The sequence below is a fragment of the Paenibacillus durus ATCC 35681 genome, from assembly GCF_000993825.1.
Lineage (GTDB): Bacteria > Bacillota > Bacilli > Paenibacillales > Paenibacillaceae > Paenibacillus_AQ > Paenibacillus_AQ durus_B.
This window is the reverse complement of the sequence record NZ_CP011114.1, coordinates 1,102,566-1,117,148: the sequence shown is the minus strand read 5'-3', so window position 1 is coordinate 1,117,148 and position 14,583 is coordinate 1,102,566. Positions and strand designations below refer to the sequence as shown.

The following is a 14,583-nucleotide window of genomic DNA, read 5'->3' as shown; positions in this document are numbered from 1 at the left end:
ATAAGCGTATAGCTTATAGCTTATATTTACAAAAAGACGGCGCCGCCAGCGTTTGGCGATACCGTCTAGTTCAATTGACACTATGCTCTTGCTCCTGCAGCGAATCCGCCGATTAATGTACCGACTGGCCGGCCTGGGCGCTATCCGCCTCAAGCTCCGTTCGCGCCGCTTCCAGCGCTTGCCGCAGATCGGCAATAAGATCGTCAACATGCTCGATGCCGACCGAGAAACGCAGCAGCCGGTCATCCACGCCCACCGCATCGCGGATTTCAGCGGGAATATCGGCATGTGTCTGAATTGTGGGGTAAGTCATCAGCGACTCGACTCCGCCGAGACTTTCGGCGAACGCAATCAGCTTGATATGGCGTAAAATAGGCTCCACATATCTGGCGTCCTTGACTTTGAAGGAGAAAATGCCGGTGTTGCCACTCGACTGGCGCTGTTGAATATCAAACCCCGGATGCCCTTGAAGACCCGGATGGAACACTTCCGCAATCGCCGGATGTTCTTTTAGAAAACGAGCGATAGCCAGGGAGTTGCTCTCATGCCGCTCCATGCGAAGCGCCAGCGTCTTCATGCCTTTCATTAGCTGGTAGCTGTCGCTCGGGCTGAGAACGGCGCCGATTGAGTTATGCAGGATCGCCATCTCCTCCGACAGCTCTTTGCCCTTTGTTACAATCAGCCCAGCCAGCACGTCGTTATGCCCGCCCAAATATTTGGTCGCGCTGTGGATGACAATATCCGCGCCCAGCTCAAGCGGCCGCTGGAAATATGGCGTCAACAGCGTGTTGTCCACGATGGTCAGCATTCCGTGGCGGCGGGCCCAGGTACACACCGCCTCGATATCAGTAATCATCATCAGCGGGTTGGTCGGCGTCTCGATGAAGACCGCTTTCGTGTTATCCCGGCGGGCCGATTCCAGCGCGTCAAAATCATTCGTGTCCACATAGGAAGCGAAGACGCCGAATTTGGACATAATCCGTTCCAGCATCCGGTACGTGCCCCCGTACAAATCCAGCGAGACGATCAGGTGGTCGCCTTGCCCGAATAAGGTGAAAATGGTTTGCAGAGCGGCCATGCCGGAGCTGCACGCGAATCCGGCGTCGCCGGACTCCAGTTCAGCAGCCGCTTGTTCCAGCACAGAGCGTGTCGGATTCTTGGTCCGGATGTAGTCGAAGCCTGTGCTTTGTCCAAGCCTTGGATGCCGGAATGCGGTGGATTGGTATATCGGATAATTCACTGCGCCCGTCGCCGGGTCTTCCTGTGAGCCGATTTGGGCCAGTCTGCTTTCAATTCTAAGTTTGTCGTTCATGATTAACCCCCCAAAATTAGTACCTATTATCTTCAATATAATATGGCTTGTCTTAAAGGTACAGCATTCATATTACAGGCCCGATATCGTATGGCGTTTCCTGGTAGACGTAATAGTTAAGCCAGTTGGAGAACAACAGGTTCGCGTGGGCGCGCCATACGGCGGGCGGCGTACGCTCCGGATCATCGTTCGGGAAATAATGCTTCGGCAGCGCTATATTCATCCCCTTCGCGATATCGCGATCGTACTCCCCTTTCAGGGAGAACGGATCGTACTCGGAGTGCCCGGTCACAAAAATCTGCCGGCCGTCATGGGTAGCGACGATATAAACGCCGGCCTCCTCCGACTCCGCCAATATCTGCAAATCCGGCGTATTCAACACATCCTCGCGTGAGATGTCCGTATGCCGGGAATGGGGCACATAGAACAGCTCGTCGAAGCCGCGCAGCAGCTTGGTATTCGGTGCAGTGGTCCAGTGCGGGAACACGCCGAAGCATTTCTCAGACAGACCGACCTTACGGACGCCATAATGATAGTGAAGTCCCGCCTGAGCCGCCCAACAAATATGCAACGTCGAAGTCACGTTGTCCTTGCTCCATTCGAAAATCTCTTTCAGCTCTTCCCAGTAGTTCACATCCTCAAAATCCATCTGCTCCACAGGGGCGCCCGTCACGATCAGACCGTCAAAACGGCGGTGCTTAATCTCGTTAAACGTCTTATAGAAGCTCTCCAAGTGCTCCGCCGATGTGTTTTTCGAGGTATGGGAGCTTGGATGAAGCAGCGTGACATCCACCTGCAGAGGCGAGTTGCCGACCAGACGCAGCAGCTGCGTTTCGGTAGTTTCTTTAGTGGGCATTAGGTTTAAGATGGCGATCCGCAGAGGACGGATATCCTGGTGAAAGGCCTGGCTTTCATCCATAACGAAAATATTTTCCCCGGATAGGATCTCCTTAGCGGGTAGACTGTCGGGAATCTTGATCGGCATTGCAAGCTCACTCCTTCTATTAATTGGAAACCGCAGGAAGCGGTTATATCAAGAAACAAATAAAAACCTTTCCCGAAATAGACGAGAAAGGTCATAGGTATACACATATGATACTCTCTCATCTGTCAGACAACGCAACAAAACTGCCTACAATCGGCCTGCGTCTCTGCAAGAATTAGCACCGTGCGTTTCACGCCGGTTGCCGGGTTTCATCGGGCCAGTCCCTCCACCTGCTCTTGATAAGATTTGGACATATTCAATTAAAATTCTTATAAATCACTTTAAATCATGAACCCGGCTTTCGTCAAGTCCATACACTGTTCGTAGAGTCTTTAAGATGACAACAATTTTTCTTGAAAGAGGCATTACCCGGCGTTATACTAGACAAGGGTTTCAGAGATCGCTCCACAAAGTGAAGCCTTGGCTAAGAAGACTATCCGGTACTTTGCGGAGACCCTGAAATAATAAATTTTATTAATAAAAGAGGTGAGATGAAGAATGGAAGGCGACCCGAGTACGCAGCACAGCGCTGATCAGGAACAACCGTACAGGATGAATATCAGCTTGCCGGCGGCGGGAGCGCTTCTTCTTCATGCCTTCGGAATATAAAGCGGTCCATAGTTGCAACCGCCGGTCAAGCTGATTTTTCCCTGTGCTTTCATAAGCATATCCCTGGGCAAGCTAGGGAGAGAAGGAGTGAATCAGATGAAGATCCGGCTGGTTAATGCAGGCATTTTTACCCCTGTGGATGATATTAAACTGACCCTTAACCCTCCGACAGAAGGGTTCTATTGGATTGACGCCGACGTGGAGGATTTGGAGCTGCTGCAGCCTCTGTTCAATCTGCACGATCTGGCTGTGGAAGACTGCCTCAGCGATGAGGAACAGCGTCCCAAAATCGAAATTTACGAGAGCCATTATTTTATTGTGGTAAACAGCATCCGTTTTGACGACGAGGAAATTTTCCTGCGCGCCCTTAATATTTTTCTTGGGCGGCACTTTATCATTACCGTCACGAAGCAGAAGATTAACGAATTGCGCGTACTGAAGCCCATGTTGTGGGAGCAGGAGGTCGGCGCGCCCGACCGGTTCCTCTATCTGCTGATCGACCTTGTTGTGGACAATTATTTCGCCGTCGGCGACCGGATCGAGGTGCGGATCGAAAAGCTGGAAGAGGATATTCTAATGCATACCAAGAAATCGCACTTAAGTGAAATTATCGGTCTGCGAAGCGAAATTCTGTGGCTGAAGAAAATGCTCGGTCCGCAGAAGGAAGTCGTTAACACTCTCAACAAAAAAGATTTACGGCTGATCGACGACCAGCTGCAGAAATATTTCAGCGACATCTACGAGAACGCGGTCAAAATCTCCGAGACATTCGAGACATACCGCGACCTGATGGGCAACTTGCGAGAAGCTTATCAATCCAGTATCGCGAACCGCGCCAATGAAATCATGCGGGTGTTTACGGCGATTACGACCATATTCATGCCGCTGACCGTGATTACCGGCATATACGGGATGAACTTTGATAATATTCCTGAACTTCACACGAAATACGGCTACTACGGCGTCATTGGCGCCATGGTGACGCTAGGCTGCAGCATGCTGTATCTATTCCGTAAAAAAGATTGGCTATGACAGCAGACCAAGCTTCCCATAAACGAAGGTCTCCTTACGCGCAGGCTACTGCGCAAGGGAGACCTTCATTTATTTTGCTGGGCTTACAATTGCTTCTACGAATTCTCTACTGCTACGGCCGCTCCCGCATTCTCTCTCCGGAAGCGAATCCGGATCAGCCTCAGCCGTTCGTAATACATTTCCAGACCGCCTTCGGGCGCGGCATCTTCTCCGTATACTTTGTGCAGCACCGGCTTCAGAAATAAGTCTCCAAGCTCCCTGTAAGCGTTCCAGACCGCTTCCTGCTCGGCGAGCGGCATTTCCATGAGCTCCCGCTGAATCAGCGGATCGACAGTATAGCCGTCCTTCTCCAGTTCCTCCACAGCCTCCAGGATCTCCCTGCGGGAGTATTGGCTGCGCGCTGTAAGCTCCTCCAGTCCACAGCCGTCCGCGATCCCCTCTAGAAGCTGCCGCCGCAGACGAAGGCGGCCCAGTTGCTTCTTATATTTGATCTCCTTCTGCTTATACAGCCAGGAGGTGAATGATTCCTCTTCGATCTCCTTGCCAACCCAGCTTAGCGGGAAGAAATGGCTGCGCGGGGCAGCGGAAGTAACGGCCAATATTTCCGGACCGTACTGTTCAGCCTTGGCTTCCCCCACGCCTGGAATTTGCAGCAGTTCTTCCAACGACTGCGGCAGATAGGCGCTCAAGAGTCGCAGCAGCCGGTTGCTCGCAAGCAGATATGGCGCTTTATGCTCCAAAGAGGCTCTTTTCCGCCTCCATGCGCACAGCTCTTCATATACCGCCTCGTTCCCGTACTGCTCGCTGTAATATTGAAGCTTCATCTGCTCCTGATTTCGTCCGGTCATAGCCGCCTCTTCATGAAAGACGCCATCAATCAGCGGGCGGTAGCCTTCTCCCATTTTGACCGCCAGCTCATGCCTATATACCCCCAGCATCTCATTCCATGAGCTTCCTTCATACCATGTAGAATCGGCAGATTCCGGATTTTCGCCAAAATCGCGCCAGCCCAGGTGCCACACGCCCTCCTCCTCGCCGATCCACAGCTGGGCGAAATCCCCCGGGGACTCGCCGGAATTTTTGGACAATCGGTTCATGAATACAATTTGCATGTTCTTTCCCTGCCTTTACATTTGGTAATGTTCAGTATGCCGGCCCAAGTAAGAAGCTTCCGGTAGATTCCACGCAAAAAAGCGCCTCCCTCACGGCTAACGTGAAAGAGGCGCTTCCTCTACCAAACGGCTATACTGTTAATCCATACGATACCATATTTTTACGAACAGTCAATCCCCTTTGCGCAAAAGGCAGCTTATCGCCTGAACCCCGAGCGATTACTCCCTGTTAAGGGCCATGCTTGCCAAAGCGATCGAGCCGGCCAGCCCGGCATTATCGCCAAGCTGCGGAGAGACAATATAGCTGTCGATATCAGCAGCCAATGAAGCATGCTGCACGTAGCCCTTAAGCAGCTCCTGCAGCTTCGTGCGAATCATCGGGAAGAGATGGCTCTGCTTCATGACGCCGCCGCCCATGACAATTTTCTGTGGAGACAGAATCAGAACATAGCTCATCAGAGCATGAGCTAGATAATGAGCCTCTATCTCCCATGCCAGATGATCCGGTGCAAGCTCAACCGCCGGACGGCCCCACCGGCTTCCGATGGCAGGACCTGCGGCGAGTCCTTCTAAGCAATCTCCGTGAAAAGGACAGGTTCCCGCGAAGGTATCCTGCTCATGGCGGCGGACATAGATATGCCCCATTTCCGGATGGGACAGACCATGAATCAGCGTGCCGCCCACAACGGCTCCGGCTCCGATTCCCGTTCCCACGGTTATGTACAGACAGCTGTCCAAGCCCTGCGCCGCGCCCCATTTATACTCGCCAAGAGCCGCGCCGTTGACATCGGTATCAAAGCCGATCGGCACATCTATTTTTTCACGGACCGCACCTACCAGATTATATTGGCTCCAAAAAGGCTTCGGCGTGGTCGTAACATAACCGTATGTCGGACTTCCAAGCACCGGATCAATCGGCCCGAACGAGCCAATGCCGATCGCTTCGACATTTTTACCTTCAAAATATTGGAATACTTGCGCCATCGTCTCTTCCGGATGGGTCGTAGGAAAGCTCACTCGGTCGATAATGCTTCCGTCCTCATGCCCGATTCCACATACAAACTTCGTTCCTCCCGCTTCAATCGCACCCAATAATTTCACTTGCGCGTTTCCCCCTTTATTAATGCATACGCTTACAGGCGTAAACAATATTCGCTACCTATTATACTTTGTCCGCCGAATGAATGACAAGCGAATGGCATAGATAATAGTCAGCTAGCAGCCTGCCAATCCCGCCCAATTAATGGATTCTTCTTCTCTATTCTACCATTACGCACTTTATGGCGAAGGATTAGGCGGACCCTCGGACCTGCTTAAACTCCCGCTGACATGCCGTATCTAGGCACCTCTTGCACATGGGCGGAATATACTGGGTGCAAAACTGTCTCAGAGAGGACTATTATGAATCCGCAAATTCCATATTTCGGGTCAGAGGTGCAGTGTAAGCAGGTTCCCCTGACGTTCCCGCCGCAGCATCAATACAGGCAGCCAGGACTCGAATTTTTGATGGTGCCAAGGCCCATTTACGATAATCCGAACTACGTAGGCAGCGGCAAGCTCCAGGGCAAAGCGGCGCTGATCAGCGGAGGAGACAGCGGCATCGGCCGTGCGGTCGCGGTAGCCTTCGCCAAAGAGGGCGCTGATGTGGCCATCGCTTATCTCTGCGAGCATCAGGATGCCGTGGAGACAAGAGAAGCTGTACAAAGGCTGGACCGCCGCTGTCTGCTGATTCCCGGGGATTTAAGGCGGAAGGAATCCTGCCAAAGAGCCGTTAGTCTGACGCTCGAATGCTATGGGCGGCTTGATATTCTGGTGAACAATTTAGGCGTCCAGTTTGTCCGGGAAAATTATTTGGATATTACAGAAGAGCAGCTTCGCATGACGTTCGATACGAATATCATCTCTTTTTTTCATATGACAACGGCTGCTCTCCCGCATATGCCCACAGGAAGCAGCATTGTGAATACTGCCTCGGTCAACGCCTATATCGGCAGAAAAAATCTGATCGACTATTCCTCCACCAAAGGCGCCATCGTCAGCTTCACCCGCGCCCTTGCCAATAATTTGGCGGATAAGGGCATCCGGGTCAACGCCGTTGCTCCCGGTCCGTTCTGGACGCCGCTCAATGTGGCGACACAGCCGCCGGAGGCCGTCAAAACGCTCGGAGCCGATACGCCGATGAAGCGCGCAGGCCAGCCCTACGAGCTGGCTCCGGTCTATGTTCTGCTCGCTTCGGACGACGGCTCCTACATTACAGGCCAGACGATCCACGTCAACGGCGGAATGATGACGACGAGCTGACCGGGACCGGCCTCATGCTCTGCCGATTGGCCTGGGGCGGACATATGAAGCGTTGTGGCGCCGCATCAACATGTCCGCCTGTCTGACTGACTGACAAAATGATCAGGACGATTACCCCTGTCCATCCAAAAAGAAGACTGTTCCTAAGACGCTTGCGCCGTCTGGAACAGTCTTCTTTGCTCATAAATCCGATTATGCAAACGGATCGGCCTTAATGGAGCCCGCTCCGGATCGGCTGCCCTGCCATTCGGGAAGCTCAATCTCCACAATTCCGTCTTCCCGCTCCTCTTCCTTTGGCGCCGATATGAGATACATCAGGCTTCCGAACTCCAGTTCCTTGAACTTTCGCGCCGCCGGTTCCCGCCGCACTTCCCATAGACACTCGGCCAGGGTACAGTCCAGCGGGACGTCGCAGCGGATCTCCGCCAGCTCCCTAGACAGGTGCAGCATATCGAGATCGGCTTCGATCTTGGTCCGCACTCCCTTGGGCAGAAGGTGCAGATTTTCAATTACGCCCTCCACGGTCCGGTATTCGGCCAGCAGCTTTAGCGCCGTCTTCTCGCCGATTCCCCGGACGCCGGGATAGTTGTCGCTTGTATCGCCCATAAATCCTTTCAGGTCGATGACCTGGGAAGAGGTCAGTCCTTTCTCCTCCAGCAGAGTTGCCGGATCGTACACCATGTAGTTGGACCGGCCTTTTTTCATAATAATGACACTGACCCGGTCGCTCACCAATTGAAGCATATCGTGGTCTCCGGTCAATATGCGCACCTCAGACTCCTCGCTGAAGCAGGAAGCCAGCGTGCCGATGCAGTCGTCCGCCTCATAGCCCGGAATGCCCACGTTCGGTACGCCCAGCTCCGCGACTACCTCTTTAACGAGATCGAACTGCGGAATCAGCTCCAGCGGAGGCTCCGCGCGATTCGATTTGTAGCCGTCAAATTTTTCGGTACGGAACGTGCTCTTGCCCATATCCCAGCAGCATACGACGTGGGAAGGCTCAAAGGCCGCGACGGCGTCGAAGAAATACTGTAAAAAGCCGTACACGGCATTGGTTGGCAGACCGCTTGCCGTCTTGCGGATATAGCCTCCGTAGGCGGTGGCGTAGTAAGCCCGGAACAAGAGCGCCATGCCATCCACAATCATCACGCGGTCTCTAGCTTCTGTACTCATGCGCGTTTTACCTCCATTTCAAGAACTTATTCGGTTCCCCAGATCCGGCGGAAATCCTCTTCCTTGAATCCAACCGATACCTTACCTCCCAATTTGACAATGGGGCGCTTGATCAGCATCCCGTTCCCGGCCAGCAGCTCCAGCTGTTCGCGCTCGCTGAGGTTCGACAGCTTCTCTTTCAGATTCTCCCGCTTGTAGACCTCGCCGCTCGTATTGAAGAACTTTTTGAGCGGAAGTCCGCTTGCGGCGACCAGTTCACCTAGTTCATCAACACTCGGAGTCTGCTCCACGATATGGCGAAGCTCCAGGTCATGTCCCTGCTCTTTCAGCCATTTCAACGCATTCCGGCAGGTGCCGCATTTCGGATAATGATATACGATCAATTGACTCATGAATTGATTCTCCTTAGATCAAGTCTGATTATTGGGGATTTGCTTCGTCTCTTGCGGCTTCCTGAGCCGCGCTTCCAGTTCTTCCATATCCGGAGGAAGCGGCGCCTCAAATGTCATCTCGCGGCGATGGATCGGATGAGCGAAGATCAACCGCGCCGCGTGCAGCGCCTGGCGGCCGATCGCGGCGTCCAGCGCCGATACGGCCTCAAGCTCCGCTGCCGCGGCGGGCCCTGCCGCATCGTATACCGGATGCCGATACATCCGGTCCCCGATCAACGGCGAGCCAATGGACGTCATATGCACGCGGATCTGATGCGTGCGGCCGGTAAGCAGCTTCAGCTCGACCTTTGAAGCGGAAGGATACCGCTCCTTCACCTCGTACCGGGTCAGCGACGGATAACCGTCCGGCGTTACGATCCGCCGATGCGGCTCAAGCGGATCGCGGTCGATCGGGCCGTCGATGTCTCCGCGCTCCGGCACGGGCACGCCGTGAACGAGCGCGATATAACGCTTGTCCACGGCGCCGTTTAGCATCTGCTCTGAAATATGCTGATGGCTGTACGGATTTTTCGCGATTGCGAGCACGCCGGACGTTTCCTGGTCCAACCGGTGGACGGGCCGGAAGCGGTAGCGCTCTTTTTTGTGCGCCCAATAATGTACGACTCCGTTAGCCAGCGTCCCGGTATAGTGGCCATGGGTGGGATGAACGATCATCCCTGCCGGCTTATTGACCACGAGCAGATGCTCGTCTTCATAAAGGATATCGAACGGAATCGGCTGCGGCAAAATATCCTCCGAGGTCTCCGTCTCCATCCGAATCTCGACGAGATCGCCGGCGCGGACATGCACGCTGATATAGACTCTTTCTCCGTTCAGGGTAATTCCACGCTCGGTCAGTTTAAGGCGGGACAGCAGCTTGCGCGACACGTCCATCCGCTTTTGCAGAATGGTTTTGAGCAGCATGCCCTCTTCTTCAGCAGGAACCGTGTAGGCGATGGGCGGATAGTACGTTGTCATCTCAGTCCCTGAACACCTTGGCGCCGCGGATATATTCCACATCGGCTACCCCAAGCCGCGTATTGGCCGTGCGTGCCAGTGCGAAGAAATAATCCGAAAGCCTGTTCAAGTAAGCCACCGTCTCCCAGTTGATATCCGTGCTGCGTCCAAGCGTGACGGTCCGGCGCTCAGCGCGGCGACACACGGTCCGGCAGATATGCAATACAGAGGCAAGACCGCTGCCGCCCGGCAAAATAAACCGCTCAATCGGCGGATTCTCCGCCTGCAAAGAATCGATCCACCGCTCCAGCCGCTCCGCCATTTCGCCTGTTACCTTGTATTTTCCTTCGTCCTGCTTTACATAAGCCAGATCGGAGCCGCAATCGAACAGCTCATGCTGAATCTCCAGCAGCTGCTCCCGCACATCGGCAAATCGTTCGTCATCCATCATGCTGCGCGCCTGCCCGACAAAGCCGTTCAGCTCATCAATCGTTCCGTAAGCTTCGATCCGGAGATCATCCTTGAAGACCCGCCCGCCGATGACCGAGGTCTCACCCCGGTCGCCCGTTCGCGTATAAATCGCCACTATCGCATCCCTCCGCTTTAATTCATCATTGCATGGATAACTTGGACGCTCCGCTCCACATTTCCGGCGGAAGCCGGGATGGTAACGAACAGGCCCTCCGGCGTGTACCCGGCGTCCTTGAACAGCTTCAGGTCCGAGACAGGGATGCCGTATAAATGCGTCTCCTGCTTCAGCTCTGTCTGCTCATCCCCGGATTTGCGCTCCACGCCGCCCTCAAACACTCCTTCAGCGTAATCACTCTTGTTAAAATAGTCATCGAGCGGAACATTGGAGCCCTGTTTCCCGTAATCCAGCATATCCTGTTTGGGCAAAATAATAAGATCATTCATTGCCCCCGCATATTCCAGCAGCAGTTTCTGATTATTGTAGATAGACGACACATTAAATTCCACCTTCAGGTCCTGTCCCAAACTCGCTTCCAGCTTCTCCTTTAGCTGTTCGGCCATGCCGTCCGGCGCTCCATTCTGCCCCATCAAAAAGACCGTTACCGTACTCTCGTCTTTCCCGCCGCAGCCCGAAAGCAGCATGACCAGCGCAATCAGCGCCGCCAGTACGGTATAACCTCGCATCTTCCGTCCTCCGCTCAACCTATCGTCCCTCCCGGCTTCTAACATTGCATGTATTACTACTTTACCATATTCGGTACGGCTTGTAAGGGTCGTGTGTTCCTTCATGCCCTGAATTCATCATACTGCGGCTAAAAACAAAAGAGGGTCCAAAGGACCCTCGCTGCCGACTCCCGTTATTTATTGCGGGAATGTCTCTTCATATATTCGTTAATCTTCAAATCCAGCTTGCTGCTGATCTCCACTACATTATCCGAGGTAAGTGACTTCTCCTGCATAAACAACTGCTCCATTCGTTTCCGGAGTATGTGGATCTCCTCTTCGAGGGAGAGGCTGCACGAGACAGCATCATCTCTGGCGGAAGCTTTTCCGCTTTCCGGGAAACGCTTCGCGCCAAACCACATATAGTAATCGGTACAAAGCACCATCATCCCCCCAAAAAGTTATATGGAGCGCAGCTTCACTAATATTTCCGCCCTGGCAATATCGCTCCTAAATTATATAAATAAACTGTATTGAGAGTAATATTATACCATATGACAAAAATATTAGCTATCGTATTCATTAGTGTTTTCATTAATATTTTCATTCAATAACAATACTTTCATATTTTTTCCAATTAATCAGGCCTTATTTTCTCTTTCTTTCTTCAAAAGCGCCACCAACGCGCCGATCCGCTCGAGCGCTTCGTTCAATTGGCTTACGGAGGTGGCGTAGGAGCAGCGCAAATAGCCTTCGCCGCCAAGCCCGAATACGCTTCCCGGCACGGCCGCCACCCTGAATTCCCGGAGCAGGCGCTTTGCGAATTCGTCTGAAGTCAGTCCGGTTCCGGCGATGCTCGGAAATGCATAGAATGCACCCTGCGGCTCATGGCATTCCAGTCCGGCCTCGCGCAAGCCTTTGACGATTAGTCTGCGCCGCTGGTTATAGGAATCGACCATCCGGTCTTTTTCCTCCATGCCGTTCGTCAACGCCTCAAGCGCCGCTACCTGGCCCATGGAAGGCGCGCACATTACCGTGTACTGGTGAATTTTGAGCATGGCCGAGATCAGCTCGGGATGCCCGCAGGCATAGCCCATCCGCCAGCCCGTCATCGCGAACGCCTTGGAAAAGCCGCTGACGAGAATCGTACGGTCCATCATCCCGGGCAGGGAGGCGAAGCTGACATGATTGCTGCCGTAGGTCAGCTCGGCGTAAATTTCATCGGAAATGACGATCAGATCATGCTTCTCCACCACTTTGGCGATAGGCTCCCAGTCTTCCCGGCTCATGATCGCTCCCGTCGGATTGCTCGGGTAGCACAGAATCAGAATTTTGGACCGCGGCGTAATTTTGGCTTCCAGCCCTTCGGCCGTCAGCTTGAACCGATCTTTGCCGAACGTCTCGATGCCGACGGGAACACCGCCGCCGATCGCAGTAATCGGGGAGTACGAAATATAGCAGGGCTCAGGAATCAGAATTTCGTCTCCTGGGGATATCAGCGCCCGAAGCGCCAGATCGATTGCCTCACTGCCGCCGACGGTCGTGATAATCTGGTTCGCAGGATCGTAGTCCAGGTTAAAGCGGGCATGCAGGTAATTTGCAATTCCCTCGCGCAGTTCCGGCATTCCCGCGTTGGAGGTATATCCGGTAAATCCCCGTTCCAGCGAATAGACACAGGCTTCCCTGACATGCCACGGCGTCTTAAAATCCGGCTCGCCCACCCCTAAAGAGATGATATCCTTGCTCCCTGCGGCCAAGTCGAAAAATCTGCGAATGCCCGACGGCTGAATCTGCTGAACCAGCGGGGACAGATAGGATGACATCGATTTGCTCTGTTCTCCGGACGGCTGGTTTTTATTCGTAAACATATATTCTCATCTCTTCCTTTACGGGGAGATCATCAGACGGTTGTCTTCTTCGTGATCTTCGAAAATAATCCCGTCCTGTTTATATTTTTTAAGGGTGAAATTCGTCTTGGTCGACAGTACGGAGTCAATCGGCGACAGCTTCTCGGAGACGAAGTTCGCGACCTCGCGCAGGTTGCGGCCCTCCACTTCCACCAGCAGGTCATAGGCGCCGGACATCAGATAGACAGACTTCACCTGGGGATACAGATAAATCCTTTCGGCGATACCCTCAAAGCCGCGTCCGCGCTCAGGGGTAATCTGCACCTCAATCAGAGCTGTAACCCGCTCGTCATCCACTTTATCCCAATTGACCACGGTCGCGTATTTAACAATAACATGTTCCTTCTCCATCTGCTCGATCGCAGTCTTCACTTCTTCTTCTTCCGCTCCAAGCAGCGTCGCCAAAAGCTCCGGGGTTCTTCTGGCATCCTCTTTGAGCAGTTCCAGCACTTTTCTCTTCAGCTCATTCACTTGTTCCATAACTTCCCTCCGGGATCTTCGCCGGGAACGCGCCCTCTGCTGCCGGCGCTCCGGCGAAGGAATTGGTTTCATAAAGAGTTTATTATTAATATGACATGAAAAGGTCATATCTGCAAACAAAAATAACCCCGCCAATCAGCGGGGAGTAATGGGTTATTCGGATATGGGCTAAACGGAAAGCCTCTTATCTCTCACATAGCAAGGACGCATTGTTCTCTCGCCGAAAGCCGCAAAGAATAAACGTTGTCTGCGGCCAAAACAGACATGCCTAACAGCCGCCGCCCGGCTTCAAACCGTGCGCGGCAGAGTTACATATAGTAAGGGTTATGCACGTTAGCTTGGTGCTGCGATACATTCGGGGCTTGGGCATATGCGCCTTGACCGCCGATTTTTTGCTGAACGAACTGCTGCGATTTTTGCTGAGTCTGTTGCGCGTTCTGAATTTCTTTATCCAGCTCCTGGCGCAGCGCTTTGGAAGGAGCCTGGTACATATTCATCTGCGACATCTGCGTGAACAGCTCGCCATGAAGACGGAGCGTATCCATGGTCAGATCACTGAATGTGCGGCGAACGGACGGACATGCGGATTCGGTCGTGGCTGTCGTATATTCTCCGACCGTCCGTTTCAAATCTGCCAGGATAATATTCAGCAAATCCTCGTCCTGCATAAAAGCATTTCCAGTTTGTGCGTACACGTCAATTGACCTCCTAAAAGTTTTGTGATGATTCGCTTACAGATAGACTTTGGTAAAACTGGCTCCGGAAGCCTACCCTAAAAGTTTTGTGATGATCGGCCTTGGAAGCTTGCGCTTAAGCTTGTGCGGAGCGGTTCCTTTATTGCGGCTGGTTGGGTGCGTACTGCTGATGCTGCTGAAGCAGTTGAATCAGCGCCCCCATATGTTGGCTGTGGTTTTGGATTTGCTGCTGACAAATTTGGCGGACCGTTTGATTTTGCGTAGTTCCGGCAGTGGCCGCATACTGCTTGATCAGCAGGTCTTCATTGGAAATGGAGTCGGAAATGTACTCCAGTTCTTTACTGCTCAAAGGTTGCATTTGCGTAGATTGCATCATGTTCATTCCTTTCTTGGAATAGTTTAACCAAATTTAGTATGCCGCTTCGCCTGCAGTTTATGTGCTAAATTTCGCAAGC

Annotated in this window: 16 protein-coding genes and 1 riboswitch; of the genes, 2 read left to right on the top strand and 14 right to left on the bottom strand. The window is 53.0% G+C overall.

The genetic code is table 11. From position 1 onward, the window contains the following. Window positions 1–112 precede the first annotated feature (112 nt). Both VK70_RS04970 and metA read right to left on the bottom strand, forming a co-directional pair. Complete coding sequence (locus VK70_RS04970) at window positions 113–1,312, bottom strand: aminotransferase class I/II-fold pyridoxal phosphate-dependent enzyme (RefSeq protein WP_025697105.1); 1,200 nt, start codon at window positions 1,310–1,312, stop codon at window positions 113–115. 67 nt (window positions 1,313–1,379) lie between these two features. Beyond that, window positions 1,380–2,297 carry a homoserine O-acetyltransferase MetA gene (gene metA, locus VK70_RS04965; RefSeq protein ID WP_025697107.1) on the bottom strand — a complete coding sequence of 306 codons (918 nt, stop codon included), beginning with the start codon at window positions 2,295–2,297 and terminating at the stop codon, window positions 1,380–1,382. A gap of 115 nt (window positions 2,298–2,412) precedes the next feature. Further along, window positions 2,413–2,543: riboswitch (SAM riboswitch) on the bottom strand. Window positions 2,544–3,002: 459 nt separating this feature from the next. On the opposite strand from metA, the gene corA reads away from it, so the two are divergent. Beyond that, entirely contained in the window at window positions 3,003–3,938 is a 936-nt protein-coding gene (corA, locus tag VK70_RS04960; protein WP_025697109.1) for a magnesium/cobalt transporter CorA, read from the top strand. A 95-nt stretch (window positions 3,939–4,033) separates the two neighbouring features. Here corA and VK70_RS04955 read toward each other — a convergent pair whose 3' ends face one another. Both VK70_RS04955 and VK70_RS04950 read right to left on the bottom strand, forming a co-directional pair. Beyond that, window positions 4,034–5,050, bottom strand: a complete 1,017-nt coding sequence (locus VK70_RS04955) for an HRDC domain-containing protein (RefSeq protein ID WP_025697111.1) — start codon at window positions 5,048–5,050, stop codon at window positions 4,034–4,036. A gap of 219 nt (window positions 5,051–5,269) precedes the next feature. Further along, the gene (locus VK70_RS04950; protein WP_025697113.1) at window positions 5,270–6,151 is read right to left on the bottom strand and encodes an ROK family protein; all 882 of its coding nucleotides are present in this window, start codon (window positions 6,149–6,151) and stop codon (window positions 5,270–5,272) included. 300 nt (window positions 6,152–6,451) lie between these two features. On the opposite strand from VK70_RS04950, the gene VK70_RS04945 reads away from it, so the two are divergent. Beyond that, window positions 6,452–7,351, top strand: a complete 900-nt coding sequence (locus tag VK70_RS04945; protein WP_025697114.1) for an SDR family oxidoreductase — start codon at window positions 6,452–6,454, stop codon at window positions 7,349–7,351. 192 nt (window positions 7,352–7,543) lie between these two features. On the opposite strand, the gene VK70_RS04940 is transcribed toward VK70_RS04945, so the two are convergent. From VK70_RS04940 to VK70_RS04895, 10 genes are all read right to left on the bottom strand, one after another. Further along, complete coding sequence (locus VK70_RS04940; RefSeq protein WP_025697116.1) at window positions 7,544–8,524, bottom strand: 5'-3' exonuclease; 981 nt, start codon at window positions 8,522–8,524, stop codon at window positions 7,544–7,546. A 26-nt stretch (window positions 8,525–8,550) separates the two neighbouring features. Beyond that, window positions 8,551–8,916 carry an arsenate reductase family protein gene (locus VK70_RS04935; protein ID WP_025697117.1) on the bottom strand — a complete coding sequence of 122 codons (366 nt, stop codon included), beginning with the start codon at window positions 8,914–8,916 and terminating at the stop codon, window positions 8,551–8,553. 18 nt (window positions 8,917–8,934) lie between these two features. Beyond that, the gene (locus tag VK70_RS04930) at window positions 8,935–9,933 is read right to left on the bottom strand and encodes an RluA family pseudouridine synthase (RefSeq protein WP_046722931.1); all 999 of its coding nucleotides are present in this window, start codon (window positions 9,931–9,933) and stop codon (window positions 8,935–8,937) included. A gap of 1 nt (window position 9,934) precedes the next feature. Then, a complete protein-coding gene (locus VK70_RS04925) occupies window positions 9,935–10,498 on the bottom strand; it encodes a cob(I)yrinic acid a,c-diamide adenosyltransferase (protein WP_025694949.1) in 564 nt (187 codons plus the stop codon). A gap of 17 nt (window positions 10,499–10,515) precedes the next feature. After that, window positions 10,516–11,085 (bottom strand): hypothetical protein, encoded by a 570-nt coding sequence (locus VK70_RS04920; protein ID WP_025694950.1) that lies wholly within the window; start codon window positions 11,083–11,085, stop codon window positions 10,516–10,518. A 155-nt stretch (window positions 11,086–11,240) separates the two neighbouring features. Beyond that, window positions 11,241–11,495: an aspartyl-phosphate phosphatase Spo0E family protein gene (locus tag VK70_RS04915; RefSeq protein ID WP_081754786.1), complete on the bottom strand. Its 255-nt coding sequence runs from the start codon at window positions 11,493–11,495 to the stop codon at window positions 11,241–11,243. Window positions 11,496–11,687: 192 nt separating this feature from the next. Next, complete coding sequence (locus VK70_RS04910; RefSeq protein ID WP_025694952.1) at window positions 11,688–12,914, bottom strand: aminotransferase class I/II-fold pyridoxal phosphate-dependent enzyme; 1,227 nt, start codon at window positions 12,912–12,914, stop codon at window positions 11,688–11,690. Window positions 12,915–12,932: 18 nt separating this feature from the next. Continuing rightward, window positions 12,933–13,433 carry an Lrp/AsnC family transcriptional regulator gene (locus VK70_RS04905; RefSeq protein WP_025694953.1) on the bottom strand — a complete coding sequence of 167 codons (501 nt, stop codon included), beginning with the start codon at window positions 13,431–13,433 and terminating at the stop codon, window positions 12,933–12,935. 308 nt (window positions 13,434–13,741) lie between these two features. Next, the gene (locus VK70_RS04900; protein WP_025694954.1) at window positions 13,742–14,128 is read right to left on the bottom strand and encodes a spore coat protein; all 387 of its coding nucleotides are present in this window, start codon (window positions 14,126–14,128) and stop codon (window positions 13,742–13,744) included. A gap of 139 nt (window positions 14,129–14,267) precedes the next feature. Beyond that, entirely contained in the window at window positions 14,268–14,501 is a 234-nt protein-coding gene (locus VK70_RS04895) for a spore coat protein (RefSeq protein WP_025694955.1), read from the bottom strand. Window positions 14,502–14,583 lie beyond the last annotated feature (82 nt).

What these genes read in the sequence shown, in the direction of transcription:
- VK70_RS04970 (WP_025697105.1), bottom strand. Translation starts at nt 1,312, where the DNA reads ATGAACGACAAACTTAGAATTGAAAGCAGACTGGCCCAAATCGGCTCA.
- metA (WP_025697107.1), bottom strand. Translation starts at nt 2,297, where the DNA reads ATGCCGATCAAGATTCCCGACAGTCTACCCGCTAAGGAGATCCTATCC.
- corA (WP_025697109.1), top strand. Translation starts at nt 3,003, where the DNA reads ATGAAGATCCGGCTGGTTAATGCAGGCATTTTTACCCCTGTGGATGAT.
- VK70_RS04955 (WP_025697111.1), bottom strand. Translation starts at nt 5,050, where the DNA reads ATGCAAATTGTATTCATGAACCGATTGTCCAAAAATTCCGGCGAGTCC.
- VK70_RS04945 (WP_025697114.1), top strand. Translation starts at nt 6,452, where the DNA reads ATGAATCCGCAAATTCCATATTTCGGGTCAGAGGTGCAGTGTAAGCAG.
- VK70_RS04940 (WP_025697116.1), bottom strand. Translation starts at nt 8,524, where the DNA reads ATGAGTACAGAAGCTAGAGACCGCGTGATGATTGTGGATGGCATGGCG.
- VK70_RS04935 (WP_025697117.1), bottom strand. Translation starts at nt 8,916, where the DNA reads ATGAGTCAATTGATCGTATATCATTATCCGAAATGCGGCACCTGCCGG.
- VK70_RS04930 (WP_046722931.1), bottom strand. Translation starts at nt 9,933, where the DNA reads ATGACAACGTACTATCCGCCCATCGCCTACACGGTTCCTGCTGAAGAA.
- VK70_RS04915 (WP_081754786.1), bottom strand. Translation starts at nt 11,495, where the DNA reads ATGATGGTGCTTTGTACCGATTACTATATGTGGTTTGGCGCGAAGCGT.
- VK70_RS04910 (WP_025694952.1), bottom strand. Translation starts at nt 12,914, where the DNA reads ATGTTTACGAATAAAAACCAGCCGTCCGGAGAACAGAGCAAATCGATG.
- VK70_RS04905 (WP_025694953.1), bottom strand. Translation starts at nt 13,433, where the DNA reads ATGGAACAAGTGAATGAGCTGAAGAGAAAAGTGCTGGAACTGCTCAAA.
- VK70_RS04895 (WP_025694955.1), bottom strand. Translation starts at nt 14,501, where the DNA reads ATGCAATCTACGCAAATGCAACCTTTGAGCAGTAAAGAACTGGAGTAC.